This is a genomic window from Microbacterium sp. APC 3901 (assembly GCF_030407765.1).
Taxonomy (GTDB): domain Bacteria; phylum Actinomycetota; class Actinomycetes; order Actinomycetales; family Microbacteriaceae; genus Microbacterium.
On record NZ_JASDCU010000006.1, the window covers coordinates 144,498 to 158,309 of the forward strand.

15 protein-coding genes are annotated in these 13,812 nt (G+C 67.4%); 7 read left to right on the plus strand and 8 right to left on the minus strand.

Features of this window, described 5'->3' with window-relative positions; genetic code table 11:
- From QMA07_RS07460 to QMA07_RS07470, 3 genes are read left to right on the plus strand one after another with little or no spacing between them, the layout of a single operon-like run.
- The gene (locus QMA07_RS07460; RefSeq protein ID WP_290160925.1) at nucleotides 1-963 is read left to right on the plus strand and encodes a histidine kinase; all 963 of its coding nucleotides are present in this window, start codon (nucleotides 1-3) and stop codon (nucleotides 961-963) included.
- Entirely contained in the window at nucleotides 932-1,228 is a 297-nt protein-coding gene (locus tag QMA07_RS07465) for an ATP-binding protein (RefSeq protein ID WP_290160926.1), read from the plus strand. Before QMA07_RS07460 ends, QMA07_RS07465 begins: the two co-directional genes overlap by 32 nt.
- On the plus strand, nucleotides 1,225-1,848 hold the full coding sequence (locus QMA07_RS07470) for a response regulator transcription factor (protein WP_290160927.1): 624 nt from the start codon (nucleotides 1,225-1,227) through the stop codon (nucleotides 1,846-1,848). The genes QMA07_RS07465 and QMA07_RS07470 overlap by 4 nt, the downstream gene beginning before the upstream one ends.
- Nucleotides 1,849-1,919: 71 nt before the next feature.
- On the opposite strand, the gene QMA07_RS07475 is transcribed toward QMA07_RS07470, so the two are convergent.
- The 7 genes from QMA07_RS07475 to QMA07_RS07505 form a co-directional block, all read right to left on the minus strand.
- Entirely contained in the window at nucleotides 1,920-3,038 is a 1,119-nt protein-coding gene (locus QMA07_RS07475; RefSeq protein WP_290160976.1) for an acyl-CoA desaturase, read from the minus strand.
- Between the two features lie 147 nt (nucleotides 3,039-3,185).
- On the minus strand, nucleotides 3,186-3,464 hold the full coding sequence (locus QMA07_RS07480) for a hypothetical protein (RefSeq protein ID WP_290160928.1): 279 nt from the start codon (nucleotides 3,462-3,464) through the stop codon (nucleotides 3,186-3,188).
- Between the two features lie 197 nt (nucleotides 3,465-3,661).
- Complete coding sequence (locus QMA07_RS07485) at nucleotides 3,662-4,099, minus strand: Sec-independent protein translocase TatB (protein WP_290160929.1); 438 nt, start codon at nucleotides 4,097-4,099, stop codon at nucleotides 3,662-3,664.
- Nucleotides 4,096-4,902, minus strand: a complete 807-nt coding sequence (gene tatC, locus QMA07_RS07490; RefSeq protein WP_356762495.1) for a twin-arginine translocase subunit TatC — start codon at nucleotides 4,900-4,902, stop codon at nucleotides 4,096-4,098. The genes QMA07_RS07485 and tatC overlap by 4 nt, the downstream gene beginning before the upstream one ends.
- A 3-nt stretch (nucleotides 4,903-4,905) precedes the next feature.
- A complete protein-coding gene (locus tag QMA07_RS07495) occupies nucleotides 4,906-5,148 on the minus strand; it encodes a twin-arginine translocase TatA/TatE family subunit (protein ID WP_290160930.1) in 243 nt (80 codons plus the stop codon).
- 37 nt (nucleotides 5,149-5,185) lie between these two features.
- Nucleotides 5,186-6,169 (minus strand): intradiol ring-cleavage dioxygenase, encoded by a 984-nt coding sequence (locus QMA07_RS07500; protein WP_290160931.1) that lies wholly within the window; start codon nucleotides 6,167-6,169, stop codon nucleotides 5,186-5,188.
- A gap of 89 nt (nucleotides 6,170-6,258) precedes the next feature.
- Nucleotides 6,259-7,389, minus strand: coding sequence for a low temperature requirement protein A (locus tag QMA07_RS07505; RefSeq protein WP_290160978.1), 1,131 nt, complete (start codon nucleotides 7,387-7,389; stop codon nucleotides 6,259-6,261).
- A 352-nt stretch (nucleotides 7,390-7,741) separates the two neighbouring features.
- Here QMA07_RS07505 and QMA07_RS07510 point away from each other — a divergent pair, with 352 nt between their 5' ends.
- The 3 genes from QMA07_RS07510 to QMA07_RS07520 are packed head-to-tail and all read left to right on the plus strand — an operon-like array spanning nucleotide 7,742 to nucleotide 11,581.
- Nucleotides 7,742-9,274, plus strand: coding sequence for a sugar transferase (locus QMA07_RS07510; RefSeq protein ID WP_290160932.1), 1,533 nt, complete (start codon nucleotides 7,742-7,744; stop codon nucleotides 9,272-9,274).
- Between the two features lie 4 nt (nucleotides 9,275-9,278).
- Nucleotides 9,279-10,445 carry a DUF1972 domain-containing protein gene (locus QMA07_RS07515; protein ID WP_290160933.1) on the plus strand — a complete coding sequence of 389 codons (1,167 nt, stop codon included), beginning with the start codon at nucleotides 9,279-9,281 and terminating at the stop codon, nucleotides 10,443-10,445.
- Nucleotides 10,442-11,581: a glycosyltransferase gene (locus QMA07_RS07520; protein WP_290160934.1), complete on the plus strand. Its 1,140-nt coding sequence runs from the start codon at nucleotides 10,442-10,444 to the stop codon at nucleotides 11,579-11,581. Before QMA07_RS07515 ends, QMA07_RS07520 begins: the two co-directional genes overlap by 4 nt.
- Before the next feature lie 21 nt (nucleotides 11,582-11,602).
- Here QMA07_RS07520 and QMA07_RS07525 read toward each other — a convergent pair whose 3' ends face one another.
- The gene (locus QMA07_RS07525; RefSeq protein ID WP_290160935.1) at nucleotides 11,603-12,217 is read right to left on the minus strand and encodes a protein tyrosine phosphatase; all 615 of its coding nucleotides are present in this window, start codon (nucleotides 12,215-12,217) and stop codon (nucleotides 11,603-11,605) included.
- A 129-nt stretch (nucleotides 12,218-12,346) separates the two neighbouring features.
- On the opposite strand from QMA07_RS07525, the gene QMA07_RS07530 reads away from it, so the two are divergent.
- The gene (locus QMA07_RS07530; RefSeq protein ID WP_290160936.1) at nucleotides 12,347-13,807 is read left to right on the plus strand and encodes a polysaccharide biosynthesis tyrosine autokinase; all 1,461 of its coding nucleotides are present in this window, start codon (nucleotides 12,347-12,349) and stop codon (nucleotides 13,805-13,807) included.
- Nucleotides 13,808-13,812 lie beyond the last annotated feature (5 nt).

The window sequence follows — 13,812 nt, forward strand, 5'->3', positions numbered from 1 at the left end:
ATGAGTCGCGTGATCCGTCGAGAGCGCCTGGGGTGGGACATCGCCGCGACCGCGCTGCTGCTCGCGGTGGCCGGCCTCTCCCTCTCCATCCCGCAGAGCTTCGCCGGAGCACAGGCCGTGCTCATCGCCATCACCGTCGGGGTCTTCCTCATCTACGCATTCGGTGCGCGCGCCTACGTGGGGATCCACGAGGGCGTCGAGGATCCTGCGCCCGCTGTCTCGGCGTTGCTGCAGATCGGGATGATCTCGCTTCTCACGGTGGGTGTCGCGATCGAGCCGAACATGCTGCTGCTGCAGACCCTGGTGCTGCCGCTCATCTGGATGACATCGCGATCGACCCTGCAGGCCGTTCTGGTCACGCTGGGCAACGGCGTCGTGCTCGGCCTCGCCTACGGCTACTGGGGCGACTTCACCGCCGACGCCCTCAGCACGGGCTTCATCTCATCCGGGTTGTCGACGGCGTTCAGCCTCGCTCTCGGCCTCTGGATCACGCGCATCGCCGAGTGGGGAGTCGAACGCCAGCGTCTGCTCGCGGATCTGACCGCCGCTCAGGCGGGTCTCGAGACGGCGAGCCGAGAAGCCGGTGCGATCGAGGAGCGCGCTCGTCTCGCTCGCGATGTCCACGACACGATCGCCCAGAGCCTGACGAGCATCGTCATGCTCGCAGAGCGCGCGCGCCGTGACGGCTCGCCAGCGGCCATCGAGCTGATCGAGAGCGCGGCAAGAGAGGCGCTCGTCGAAGCCAGAGCTCTCGTGGCTGTGACCTCGCCTGCACCGTCCGCCGAGTCCCTCGGAGACGCGCTCCGTCGCCTCGGGGACCGGTTCGCAAGAGAGACCGGCATGCGCGTCGACGTGTCTGCATCGGATGCCGTGCTGGCGCGAGACGTGCAGGTCGTCCTGCTGCGCTGCGCGCAGGAGGGGCCTTGCGAACGTGCGCAAGCACTCCGGTGCCGCATCCGCTGAAGTCACTCTCGCGATCTCCGACGCGGCGGAGCTCCGCGTCCGCGATGACGGTCGTGGGCTCGGCGGCGTCTCGATCGACGATGACCGGGGTTTCGGCCTTGCCGGGATGCGGGAGCGCGTGGCCCTCGTCGGCGGCAGCCTGACCGTCGCAGACGGAGACGGAGACGGAGCCGGAGCCGGGGCCGGGGCCGGCACGGACCTGACCGTGCGCATCCCGCTGCGCGCCGACGCGAACGTCGAGGCCGAGAGGGAGACGACGCCATGATCCGAGTCGTCGTCGTCGATGACCATCCCATCGTGCGGTCCGGCATCGTGGGACTCCTCGCGCTCGATACCGGTCTCGAAGTCGTCGGGCAGGCGGCGAACGGCGCCGAGGCGGTCGACCTCGCCACCCGCCTGCGCCCCGATGTGGTGCTGATGGATCTCCGGATGCCCGGCACCTCCGGCATCGAGGCGACGTCGCGCATCGCGACCGAGTTGCCCGGAGTGCACGTGCTGGTGCTGACGACGTACGAGACCGACGACGACATCCTCGGCGCGATCGAGGCCGGAGCGAGCGGCTACCTCCTCAAGGCCGCACCGCAGGAGGAGATCGTCGCAGGAATCCGTGCCGTGGCCGAAGGCCACACGGTCCTCGCCCCGACGATCGCCGCCACGCTCGTCACTCGGATGCGCGGCGACCGATCTGTGAGACCTCAGTTGAGTCCGCGGGAGCTCGAGGTCCTCCGACTCGTCGCGGCCGGTCGCAGCAATCCGGAGATCGCTCGAGAGCTGTTCATCGGCGAGGCCACGGTGAAGACGCACCTGATCCACGTGTTCGAGAAGCTCGAGGTCTCCGACCGCACGCGAGCCGTGACGCTGGCACTCGAACTCGGTCTGATCTAGACGACGACGCACGACGCGAACGGCCCCCATCCCGAGGGATGGGGGCCGTTCGAATCGACGTCGTGGGCGGTCTACGCGCGGACGAACTGCGCGGCTGCGGGGCAGTCGAACGGATCGGCACCGGCCGCGAGGCCGACACGGTTGAGGTACTCGATGACGATCGCGTACGAGCGCAGGAGGCTCGTCTCGGTGTACGGCACGTCGTTCGAGATGCAGTAGTCGCGGACGATCTCGCGAGCCTTGGCGAGGTTCGGGCGCGGCATGTTCGGGAACAGGTGGTGCTCGACCTGGTAGTTGAGACCGCCCATGAGCCAGGTGGCCCACCATCCGCCGCGGATGTTGCGCGAGGTGCGCACCTGCTTCGAGAAGAAGTCGAGGCGAGCGTTCGGGTCGATGATCGGCATGCCCTTGTGGTTCGGAGCGAACGACGCCCCCATGTAGACGCCGAAGACGGCGAGCTGCACGCCCATGAAGGCGAACGCCATGCCGAGCGGCAGCATCAGGAAGACAGGGACCAGGACGATCGCGAAGCGGAGCGCGATCAGGCCCAGCTCGATCCAGCGGCCCTTGGCCTTCTTGCTCGTCACGAGGTGCTTGACGCCGAGGTAGTGGAGGTTGAGTCCCTCGAGCGTCAGGAGCGGGAAGAACAGCCAGCCCTGCTTGCGCGTGATCAGGCGGACGATGCCACGCGACTGCGCCGCATCCGTTTCGAGGAACGAGATCGTGTCGACCTCGATGTCGGGATCCTTGCCGACCTGGTTCGGGTTTCCGTGGTGCTTGGTGTGCTTGGAATCCCACCACGAGTAGCTGATGCCGACGACGCCGGCAGCCAGGATGCGAGCGAGGCGGAAGTTCGCCGGGCCCGAGGTGAGGATCTGGCGGTGCGCCGCCTCATGGGCGAGGAACGCCACCTGTGTGAGGACGAGGCCGAGGCCGGCGGCGATCAGCAGCTGGAACCAGCTGTCGCCGAGCAGGATGAAGCCGGTGATGAGGCCTCCGAGGGCGACGGCGAGGCCGGCGGCGACGAAGATGTAGAACCATCCGGCGCGCTGCAGAAGGCCGGTCTCCCTGACCACCTGCGACACCTGCTTGTAGGCGTGCGTCATCGGGGGGATCTCTGCGTTCCCGGCATACGTCTGGCGTACCGGTCCGAGCGTGGCTGCGGTCTTTTCGACCTGCGAAATGGAGATGTTGCTCTCCTGTCGATTGGAGCCCTTGAGCTGTGGTAAGCCCAAGGCAGATCGCCCAACGCTTAACTCAACCTAACCCCCCGCGCATGCGCCGTGGGGAATACGTCGGCACCCCTTGACGATTCACAGGTGCTGTGAATGAAACGGTCAGGCGCTGGCTCTGCGCGGGCGCCTTCTCAACGCGCGCGGAAGGGTGAACGAGAACGTGCGCGCGCGGTGCTTCGGTGCGCTCGCGGCCTCGAGAGCCTCGCGCGCGTCGGCGAGGGACTCGAACGCCCCGAGCTCGGTCCCGCGCTGATCCCGGGCGAGATGCGTCGCGCCGTCGAACTCGATGAATCCGGCGAACTCGCCGGATCGGGTCGCGACATGCACGTCTGCGTCGGCCTGTTTCCAGGTCAGCGGATCGGAAGGAGGAAAGGTAGTCATGCTCATGGTCATACTCATTGCTGTGTGACGGGCGCGCGATATCGCGACCCGCAAGATGTGAGATCGAGGGAGGATGCCGCGCGCATCGATGCACGTGGTCCGGAATGGCCCTGATCAGTGGCTCCGTGGACGGCCTAGATAGGGCCAGAACACACGGTGCATCATTACTCTAGCAGGTCGGCATCACCGATGGCGATTCAGCTGTCGGCCGGGACCCACACACGTCGCGGGTGGCCTGAGGATCCCGCCACGATCCACGCACCCGCGGGCTCGGGCTCGGGCCGCACGTCATCGACAACATCTGCCGTCGCCTCGTCGGCCGTCGGACCGTCTGCCCTCGGATCGATCGATCTCCGCTCGCTCCTCTCAGAGACCTCCCCCGCCGCCCACGCGTCGCGGATGATCCGCCGCGGATCGTATTGCCGAGGATCCAATGCGGTCCACTCCTCACGGATGCTCGCCACCCCGGCCTCCTGCTCCGCTCGCCGCGCCGCATGGCCCGCAAGCAGCGTGGCCCGGCGGACGAGCGCCCCGAGACGGCCCGCGTACTCCGGCAGCCGTCGAGGACCGATGATCACCGCCGCGATCAGCGCGACCAGGAACAGCTTCTCGATGGTGAGACCGAACATGGTCATCCCTCCGTCGCCTCGGCGACCATCGCGGCGGCCCTGCGGTCGGCCCTCCTGTCGTGGAGCGCGGCGATGAGCAGCGCCATCAGGAACAGCAGGGTCATGGGAACGGCTATCAGGAACATCGACAGCACGTCGGCCGCCGGAGTCACGATCGCGCTGAACAGCACGATCGCGACGATGACGATTCGCCAGCTCCTCGCGATCGCCCGGGCCGAGACCACGCCCAGCAGATTCAGCATCACGAGGAACACGGGAAGAACGAAGGCGATGCCCGTGGCGAGCACGATCTTGAGGATGAAGTCGACGTAGTACGACGCCTGCAGCAGGGTGCTGTCTTCGGTCGAGGCGAAGCTCGCGAGCAGCTCGACCATATGGGGGAAGAGCAGGAGACCTGCCAGGCAACCGCCGACGAACAGGGGGACGGATGCCGCGAGGAACCCGAACGTGTACTTCTTCTCCCTCGCGTTGAGACCGGGGGCCAGGAAGGCGAGCAGCTCGTACATCCACACCGGACTCGACAGAGCGACACCCGCGAAGAGCGCGATCTTGAGCTTGAGGTCGAAGGCCCCGGTGATGCTGTCGTAGTTCAGGCTCGCGTCCCGCGATTCGGCGAGCGCCGTGATGGGGGCCCGAACGACCTCGAGCATCTGGTCGGACAGGAGATACCCGGCGGCCACCCCGACCAGGAGCGCCGCCACCGCACGGAACGAGCGCGTGCGCGCCTCCCGCAGGTGAGACGACAGCGGCATCCCGGTCGGGGCGGGCGATCTGCTCGCCCCGACGGCGTCAGCGGCGAGCGCGGACACCGTCTACTCCGCGGCCCGCAGAGCAGGCCTGATGACGTCGGCGGAGTCGCGAGCGCCCGCAGGCTCCCCGTCTCTCGGTGCCGGCTCGACCCGGACCTCGCCCGGGGCGTCTGCGACCTCCGACTTGAGGATGCGCATGGACTGACCGACGCTCTTTGCGAGGGCCGGGAGCTTCGCGGCGCCGAAGATCAGGACCACGATCGCGAGGATGATCAGGGCGTGCCACCCTGTGAGGTTCTGCAGCATGTCTTCCTTCTTCCTGTGTCAGGTGTGTGATTCGCGTTCAGTCGGACGGCGGCTCGCCGCCGCCTCCGGGGCCGCCCTCGCCGCCCGACGGGGCGGATCCTGCGCTCGGCGTCGTGGTCGTGTCGACGCCGACCACGAGCGTCGCGGAGTATCCGCTGCCGACGTCACCGGCGACCGTGGCCAGCTGCAGCGCGCCGGAGTCGTCGCCGAAGACGTTGTCTCCGGCGAGGCTCGTCTGTGAGAGGTTCTGCGCGGACCCCGGGTAACGGGAGTCGGCGTATACGACGGTGCAGACGTCCTCCGGCAGCGCCAGCTGGGACGTGGCGATGGCGTTGGCCGAGTCGGTGATCGAGTCGACGTCCGGATAGACCTCGAAGTGGATGTGCGGCCAGCGGCCCGAATAGCAGCCGGGGAAGATCGACGTGAACGAGACCCTGCCTTCGGCATCCGCGACCTGCACCCCGCGGAGGTAGGTGACGTCCTCGAGGCCGGAGGAGTACATCGAGTACTCGCCCTCAGCCGTGCAGTGCCATGCGTAGACCGCGACTCCCTCGAACGGGACGCTGCCGTTCGCGAGGTCGATGACCTGAAGCTCGAAGGTGAGCGGTATGCCGTCGGCGGTCGCCGATCCGTCGATCGAGGTCGTGATGTCCTGACGCACGATGCCCGAATCCTCGAGGACATCCGGCCCGTTCGATCCGTCGCCGGGGTAGGGCCCTGCGGTCTCATCGGGGATCTCCCCCGCCGCGGTCGTGGTCGTCGACCCAGACGAGCCTCCGGTGTCGGTCGTCGATGTCGAGTCGCCCGAGCTCGACGTGCTGCTCTCCGACGGCACGCACGCGGCGAGGACCATCGCGCCCACGCCGAGACCGGCGAGCCCGAGGACGCCGCGGCGGGTCACCAGGGTGCGGATGTCGAACGCGGCGCCCTGATCGACGACCTCCTCGTCGACCCGGTCGAGCAGTCGCCCCTCGTAGGTCGGGCCCTCAGGGGTCTGTACGGGTTCGGGGATGCGGCTCATGATCGTGCTCCTCTCGGCGTGGATGGGTGTCGATGTACCCATGGTCACGGAGGATGCGATCAGTGAACTATGCCTCGCCTATGCGATGTCTATGACTCCCGACGCACAGGCGGATGCAGGACGAGCACGACGACGATCACGACCAGGACGGCGGCGGTGATCACCACCGGGATCGGCAGGATCGAGTCGAGCAGCACCACGGCCGCACCGAGCGGAATGACCGTGTTCACCACCCTGTCGGCGTGCTCGCGGATCGCGATCCACCAGATGCCGAGCAGGAAGATCGCGATCGGGATGGCCACCGTGAGCGACGCGACGGCCTGGGGGAGATGGCTCTCGCCGGTCGGGACGTCGAGCTCGACCTCGATTCCGGCCGAGAACGCGGCGGCCGCAGCGAAGACGAGATAGTGCGAGTACCCGTAGCGGAGCGTGCGGCCGAGCGTCGTGATCGCCCGGTGATGCGGCGGCCAGAAGTAGATCCACCACAGAGAGGCGGTCACCACCAGCGTCAGCACCGAGATCGCGATGAGCGGAACGAAGGAGTCGAGCTCATTCTTCGCCTCGATGATCGCGTTGGCGGAGGCGAGGAGGCTCTCGCCGAGCACGATGAGCGTGAAGAGACCGTAGCGTTCGGTGATGTGATGCGGATGCCATGGCGTCTGCCCACGGCGCTCGGCGAACACCGGCACGCTGACCTCGACGAGGGCGAAGACCACGAAGGCCACGAGCTGGAGCGGCCCTGAAGGGACGAGCAGGAACAGCACCCACAGCATCTGCACGGCGGCGATGCCGAAGGCGTAGCGACGAGTCGCGGCCTTGAGCTCCCCCGCCCCACGTGACGCGCGCAGCCATTGCCCGATCATCGCGAGGCGCATCACGATGTAGCCGATCACCGGAAGGGTGAAATCTCCGTGCTCGAACGCCGCGGGTATCCCGGCCGCCAGCACGAGCACGCCCCCCATCTGCACGATCGTCGTGACGCGGTAGAGCCAGTCGTCGGTGTCGAATGATGTGGCGAACCACGTGAAGTTCATCCACGCCCACCACACCGCGAAGAACACCAGCAGGTAAGAGGTGATGCCGTGGACGAAGTCGCCGTGGCTCAACGCGTGGTGCAGTTGGGCCGAGGCGATGCTCACCGCGACGACGAACACGAGATCGAAGAACAGCTCGAGTGTGCTGGCAGTGCGATGGGGTTGCGCCGGATCTCTCGGCAGCATGCGGCTGAGACGGAATCGGGGGGGCGGGGTGGCGGTCACGCGGTCACGATATCGACGTCGCTCGCCATCCGAGCACGCGTACTGGAATAAAGGTTGATCCACTCGCGTGAATTACCTTCCGCTGAACGTTCGGTTCCGCTAGAGTGAACGAAGTCTGCAGTGCCTGCTGCCAGCAACACCGTGTGGGACGGTGACCGCTAATCGTGATTTGGGATCACGGATGCAGCAGGACCCGAGGGGTCGGGACGCAGACGATGCCATGGACGTGGGGTCCGTGGTCTGGGGAATATCTGGGGATAACTATGGCGCACTGGGGAATTCTGCGTACATTCAGGGCTCAAGGGGCTTCGGCATGACTTCCGTCGAGGATGCCCTGAGCATCACTCGCACGGGGTCGGTCTTCACGCCGGTCGCTGCTCCGCGAGCCGCCCAGTCGGTCACGCGCACGGTGGTCACACCTCGCGTGTCCGCAACGCTGGAGCGACGCCGTCAGTGGGAACGGCGTTATCGGATGCGACTGCAGATCACGGATGCTGGGGTCATCCTGTTCTCGGTCGGAATCACAGCAGCGGTCCAGGTGATGACCGGTGTCGCAGGGGAAGAGGCCCTGCGCAACGGCATTCTGCTGGCCTCGCTCTGGTATCTGATGCTCGGCGCGCTGCACACCCGTGACGCAGCGCTGTTCCGCGCCAGCGCCACCGAGTACCGCGGCGTGGCACACGCCAGCGGGCTGGCGTTCGGGATCATCGCCATGCTCAGCGTCGTGCTCGGCTGGCAGACGATGCAGCTCGTGCTGCTCGTCGGCCTGCCGCTCGGGCTCCTCACCCTGCTCGGCACGCGATGGGCGTGGCGGCACTGGCTGACGACGCAGCGTGCGCGGGGGCGTTTCGCCTCGCGCACGCTCGTCGTCGGCAACCGCGACGACGTCGAGTACGTCATCCGCACCCTGCACCCGATCGGCGCCTCCGGGTACCAGGTCGTCGGTGCGACGCTGCTCGACGGCAATGCACGCGATGTCGAAGCCCGCGGCGAGCAGTTCCCGGTGCTCGGCAACGTCAACTCCGTCTCGACGGTGGCTGCCGAACTGGGCGCTGACACGATCATCGTGGCGAGCCGGCCGGACGGCGAGCCCGACTTCGTGAAGCACTTGAGCTGGCAGCTCGAAGGCACCGCAGCAGAGCTCGTGCTCTCCAGCCGCCTCACCGATGTCGCCGGCCCGCGCATCTCCTTCGCACCGGTCGAGGGCCTTCCTCTCATCCAGGTGCAGATCCCCTCGTACGAGGGAGGCCAGCACGTCCTGAAGCGCGCTCTCGACATCGTCGTCGCCTCCGTCGCGCTCATCCCGATCGCGCTCATCACGCCGCTGCTCGCGCTGCTCGTGAAACTGGACTCTCCCGGCCCCCTGTTCTTCTCGCAGGAACGCGTCGGTCGAGACGGCCGCACCTTCAAGATCATGAAGTTCCGTTCGATGAAGACCGATGCCGAGCAGCAGCTCGCGACGCTCAAGGAGCAGAACCAGGGAGCCGGCCTGCTGTTCAAGATGAAAGACGACCCGCGTGTCACGCGAGTCGGCCGGATCCTGCGCAAGCTGTCCCTCGACGAGCTGCCGCAGTTCTGGAACGTCCTCGTCGGCGACATGAGCGTCGTGGGTCCGCGTCCCCCGCTGCCCACCGAGGTCACCGCATACGACGGCACCGTGTTCCGGCGTCTCTACATCAAGCCCGGGATCACCGGCCTGTGGCAGGTCTCCGGACGCAGCGATCTCTCGTGGGACGAGAGCGTTCGGCTCGACCTGCGATACGTCGAGAACTGGTCGGTCATGAACGACCTGCAGATCATGTGGCGCACCGCCAAGGTCATGGTCCGGCCCAGCGGAGCATACTGAGTACATGATCAAGGGGAATGCCCTCACCATTGCGATGGTGGGGACACGGGGGGTGCCCGCGGCCTACGGCGGATTCGAGACGGCTGTAGAAGAGGTCGGTCGACGACTCGCAGATCGGGGTCACGACGTCGTCGTCTACACGCGGGGCTCGAAGAGCCGCGAGAAGAAGTACTTGGGGATGCGGGTGGTGCACCTCCCCGCGATCCCCGTGAAGCAGGTCGAGACGCTGAGCCACACCGGATTCTCGGCACTCCACCTGATCTTCCGACGGCGTCCGCACGCGGCCTTCGTGTTCAACGCCGCGAACTCGCCGTTCGTGCCGCTGCTCCGCCTGCGACGTGTGCCCACCGCCCTGCACATGGACGGGCTCGAGTGGCGGCGATCCAAATGGGGTCCACGCGGCAAGGCCTACTACCGGTGGGCAGAGCAGTTCGGCGTGCGCACGAGTGACGCGCTGATCGCGGACGCGCCCGGCATCGCCGACTACTACACGCATCAGTTCGACGTGCCCACCGAGATGATCCGCTACGGTGCTCCGATCCTCGATGCCGTCGCCGACACCCGCCTCGACGAACTCGACCTCAGTCCCGGCGGCTACCACTTGATCGTCGCCCGTTTCGAACCCGAGAACCACGTGCTCGAGATCGTGGAGGGCTTCCGTCGGAGCTCCGCGAACCTGCCGCTCGTCGTCGTCGGCTCCGCCCCGTACAGCAACGAGTACACCGAGCGGATCCAGCGGGCCGCCCAGGGCGACGAACGCATTCGCCTCGTCGGTGGCGTCTACGACCAGGAGCTCCTCGACGCACTGTACTTCCACGCGCTCACCTACGATCACGGTCACTCGGTCGGAGGCACGAACCCGTCGCTGCTGCGGGCGATGGGCGCCGGCACGGCGACGATCGCATTCGATGTGCCGTTCAACCGCGAGGTGCTCGAGGGCAACGGATGGTTCTTCACGACACCGGACGAGGCCGCAGCGGCGTTCGAGCGCGCCGAGGCCGACCACGCCGGGGCGCGCGAAAGCGGGCGCCGCGCTCAGGAGCGGGCGCAGGCGGTGTTCCGCTGGGATGAGGTGGCAGACGCCTACGAAGATCTCGCTCGACGGCTCTCATCGGGCCAGAGCGTGCACAGGATCGCTCGCCGTGCGCGCCGACGGGCGGAGGACTGGTGACCGGCTCCTCCTCCCGGACCATCCTCGTCGCGCACCCGGGTGCCGAGATGTTCGGCTCCGACCGCATGCTGCTCGAGAGCGTGATCGGCTTCGTCGAGAGCGGTGCGCGCGTCGTCGTGGCGCTGCCGGGGCGTGGAATGCTCGACATCGAACTCCGCAGAGCCGGCGCAGAAGTCGTCATCATCCCGATGCTCGTCCTGAGAAAGGTCCTGCTCACACCCCGTGGCCTGCCGACGCTCTTCCGCGATATGTTCCGCGGTCTCGGCGCATCCTGGCGGCTGATCAGTCGGGTGCGCCCTGATGTCGTCTATGTGTCGACCATCATCGTCCCGCAGTGGCCGCTCGTGGCCCGCGTCCGCGGAATCCGAGCTGTGAGCCACGTGCACGAGGCCGAGGCTTCGGGCAACCGCCTGGTGAACACGCTGCTCTATCTGCCTCACCTCGCAGCCCGTCGCACGCTGGTGAACAGCCGCTTCAGCCTCGACACCATAGAGAACGCGCTCTCGCCGCTCGCGCGCAGAAGCGTCGTGGTCTACAACGGAGTGGCCTCTCCCGAGCGCCCCGCCGCGCCACGACGCAGCATCGACGGACCGTTCCGGGTGCTGTTCATCGGCCGCCTCTCCCCCCGCAAGGGGCCTGATGTCGTCATCGACGCTGCGGCCGAACTGGCACGGTCGGGGCACGATGTCCGAGTCACCCTCCTCGGTGCGGTCTTCGCCGGCTACGAGTGGTTCGAGGAGGATCTCCGACGCCGAGCCGCCGAGTCGGGCATCGAGGTCGTCTTCGCCGGCTTCCACCAGAGCATCTGGCCGTTCCTCGAGGATGCCGATGTGCTGACCGTTCCGTCGCGCGTGGACGAGCCCTTCGGAAACACTGCGGTCGAGGGCATCCTCGCGTGTCGCCCGGTGGTCGCGAGCGACAGCAGCGGTCTGCGCGAGGCCGCCGGTGGCTATCCCACGTCGACGCTCGTGCCGGCTGACGATCCGCAGGCGCTGGCCGCCTCACTCGGCCGGATCATCGAAGACTGGACGACGGTGCGGGACGGAGTCGACGGATCGCGTCGCATCGCCCTTGAGCGTCACGCCCCCGAGCAGTATCGGGCGAGGGTCACCGAACTCGTGCTCGTCTCGTCGTGACTCCCCCGCGTTCGCCCGCGGTCACGGTGCTGTCGTGAGCGCCCTGACAGCCGCACCGAGACGAGACGACGCCGCTTCGATCGTTCGCAGCACTCGTTCGTGGCGCGCGCGACTCGTATGCGCGTCGGGGATGTCGAAGCCCGCGTCCGGCTCTGTGCGGCGCCAGCGCGACGGCCTCGGAGGCTCGACCAGCCCGCGCTGCGCGTTCATCAGCGCGGCGAGCGTCGCGAGATCGAAGTCCGTCGCCGCCACTCGCGTCGAGCGCGCGTGCTCCGCGAGCGCGGCTGCCTCGAGCAGAGTGAAGGAGCGCGTCCGCGCCGCAGGGTTCAGCAGCGCGACAGCTCCTCGCTCGGCAGCCGTCGCGGTGAGGATGAGCTCGGCTGAATCGATGTGCTCGGGCGTCAGTCGCGACGATCGGTATCGCTCTGCGAATTCCGACCACCCCGGCCGCTCGGCCAACCTCGAACGCATCGTGTGGCAGACGGCGACGCCGCCGCGGGCGCTGGCTCCGGCGGAGGCGAACACCGAGTCATCCGGTGCACCGAACGCCGCGAGCTCCCGCGCCATGAGGAACGAGATCACCGGCGATCGGCATACGTTCGCCGCGCAGACGGCGAGCACCGATTCGGGCCGCATTCATTCTCCTCACATGCCGGTGGCTCTAGGCTATACAGCGCACCTGCGTGCCTGCTCTGTGCGAATGGATCCTGTGGGGGGCGAATCGTCACGGATGGCAGGCAGCTGGACTCGGTACGGGGGAACAACATGGATCTGAAGGACTACCTCACGGCTCTGCGGGACCGGTGGTATCTGCTGGTCGCTGCGACCGTGATCGGCGGGGTCGCGGGATTCGCGTATGCGACGATCCAGCCCGACCAGTACGAGGCGACCACGAGCGCCTACGTCTCGTCGCAGCGCGGAGACACCGTGAGCGAGCTCGTCCAGGGGTCGCAGTACACCCAGAGCCTCATGCAGTCGTACGCCAACCTCGCGACGACGCCCGCCGTGCTCGAGCCGGTCATCGAAGACCTGCGACTCGACAAGACGGTCGAGGGCCTCGCCGAATCCATCACGGCTGAGGTCGAGCTGAACACCGTGATCGTCAGTCTGACCGTCGTCAGCACAGACCCCGAGCAGGCCCAGGAGACCGCGGCCGCCGTCATGGAGTCGCTCGCGACGGTCACCAGCGACCTCTCCCCGAAGGACGCGGCTGGCAGGCCGTCGATCGTCCTGACGACCGTGGCGCCTCCGAGCGTCCCGAAGTTCCCCTTCGCACCCAACACCCGCTTGATCGCGATCACGGGCGCGGCGCTCGGGCTCGTGCTCGCGGTGATCTACGCCGTTCTCAAGCAGCTTCTGGACACCCGCATCCGCTCTGAAGAGGACGCGGAACGGTCCGCCGGCATCCCGTTCCTCGGCCGCATCCCCCGACCCGGTGGCAAGCGCCGCTCGCAGCGGTCGTCGATCAGCGGTCAGTGGGATTCGTCCGCATCGACGCGCGAGGCGTATCGACGTCTCGCCGCCAGCCTCGACTTCGCAGACATCGATGGAGACCTCCGCATGGTCGTGGTGTCGTCGGCATTCGCCGGCGAGGGCAAGACGACAACCGCGGTGAACCTCACGCTCGCGCTCGCAGAGCGTCGCCCCAGAGTGCTTCTGATCGACGCCGATCTACGCCGCCCGCGTATCGCCGAGGCGTGCGGACTCGACGGATCGGTGGGACTCACGACCGCTCTCACGCACCAGGCTTCTCTCGCGGATTCCATCCAGAACTGGGGCACGAGGAACATCGATGTGCTCGCCAGCGGTCTGCGTCCGCCCAACCCGACCGAGATCGTGAGTTCGACGGCGATGCAGGATCTTCTCCGCGAGGTGCGCGAGCACTACGATTTCGTGGTCGTCGATTCGGCACCGGTGCTTCCCGTGAGTGACACGCTCACGCTGGCGCGAGCGTCGGGCGCGAGCCTGCTGGTCGGCCGCTACAAGGTCACCCGTCGTCAGTCTCTCCGCAGGGCCGTCGACACGCTGACCGGCGCCGGAGCCCGTGTGATCGGCTTCGTGCTGAACGCGGTTCCCCCGGAGCACTCCTCGTCGAGCTATTACGAGGATGCCGATCAGACCGATCGCACTGACGAGAAGGCGTCGCCCGAGACCCGTGCGTCCGAGAAGCAGGCCGCAGCGAAGAAGAAGTCCGAGAAGGCCGTCACGGCGAAGACCGCGAAGTGATGCGC

What these genes read in the sequence shown, in the direction of transcription:
- QMA07_RS07460 (WP_290160925.1), top strand. Translation starts at nt 1, where the DNA reads ATGAGTCGCGTGATCCGTCGAGAGCGCCTGGGGTGGGACATCGCCGCG.
- QMA07_RS07470 (WP_290160927.1), top strand. Translation starts at nt 1,225, where the DNA reads ATGATCCGAGTCGTCGTCGTCGATGACCATCCCATCGTGCGGTCCGGC.
- QMA07_RS07480 (WP_290160928.1), bottom strand. Translation starts at nt 3,464, where the DNA reads ATGACTACCTTTCCTCCTTCCGATCCGCTGACCTGGAAACAGGCCGAC.
- QMA07_RS07485 (WP_290160929.1), bottom strand. Translation starts at nt 4,099, where the DNA reads ATGACCATGTTCGGTCTCACCATCGAGAAGCTGTTCCTGGTCGCGCTG.
- QMA07_RS07495 (WP_290160930.1), bottom strand. Translation starts at nt 5,148, where the DNA reads ATGCTGCAGAACCTCACAGGGTGGCACGCCCTGATCATCCTCGCGATC.
- QMA07_RS07500 (WP_290160931.1), bottom strand. Translation starts at nt 6,169, where the DNA reads ATGAGCCGCATCCCCGAACCCGTACAGACCCCTGAGGGCCCGACCTAC.
- QMA07_RS07505 (WP_290160978.1), bottom strand. Translation starts at nt 7,389, where the DNA reads ATGCTGCCGAGAGATCCGGCGCAACCCCATCGCACTGCCAGCACACTC.
- QMA07_RS07510 (WP_290160932.1), top strand. Translation starts at nt 7,742, where the DNA reads ATGACTTCCGTCGAGGATGCCCTGAGCATCACTCGCACGGGGTCGGTC.
- QMA07_RS07515 (WP_290160933.1), top strand. Translation starts at nt 9,279, where the DNA reads ATGATCAAGGGGAATGCCCTCACCATTGCGATGGTGGGGACACGGGGG.
- QMA07_RS07525 (WP_290160935.1), bottom strand. Translation starts at nt 12,217, where the DNA reads ATGCGGCCCGAATCGGTGCTCGCCGTCTGCGCGGCGAACGTATGCCGA.
- QMA07_RS07530 (WP_290160936.1), top strand. Translation starts at nt 12,347, where the DNA reads ATGGATCTGAAGGACTACCTCACGGCTCTGCGGGACCGGTGGTATCTG.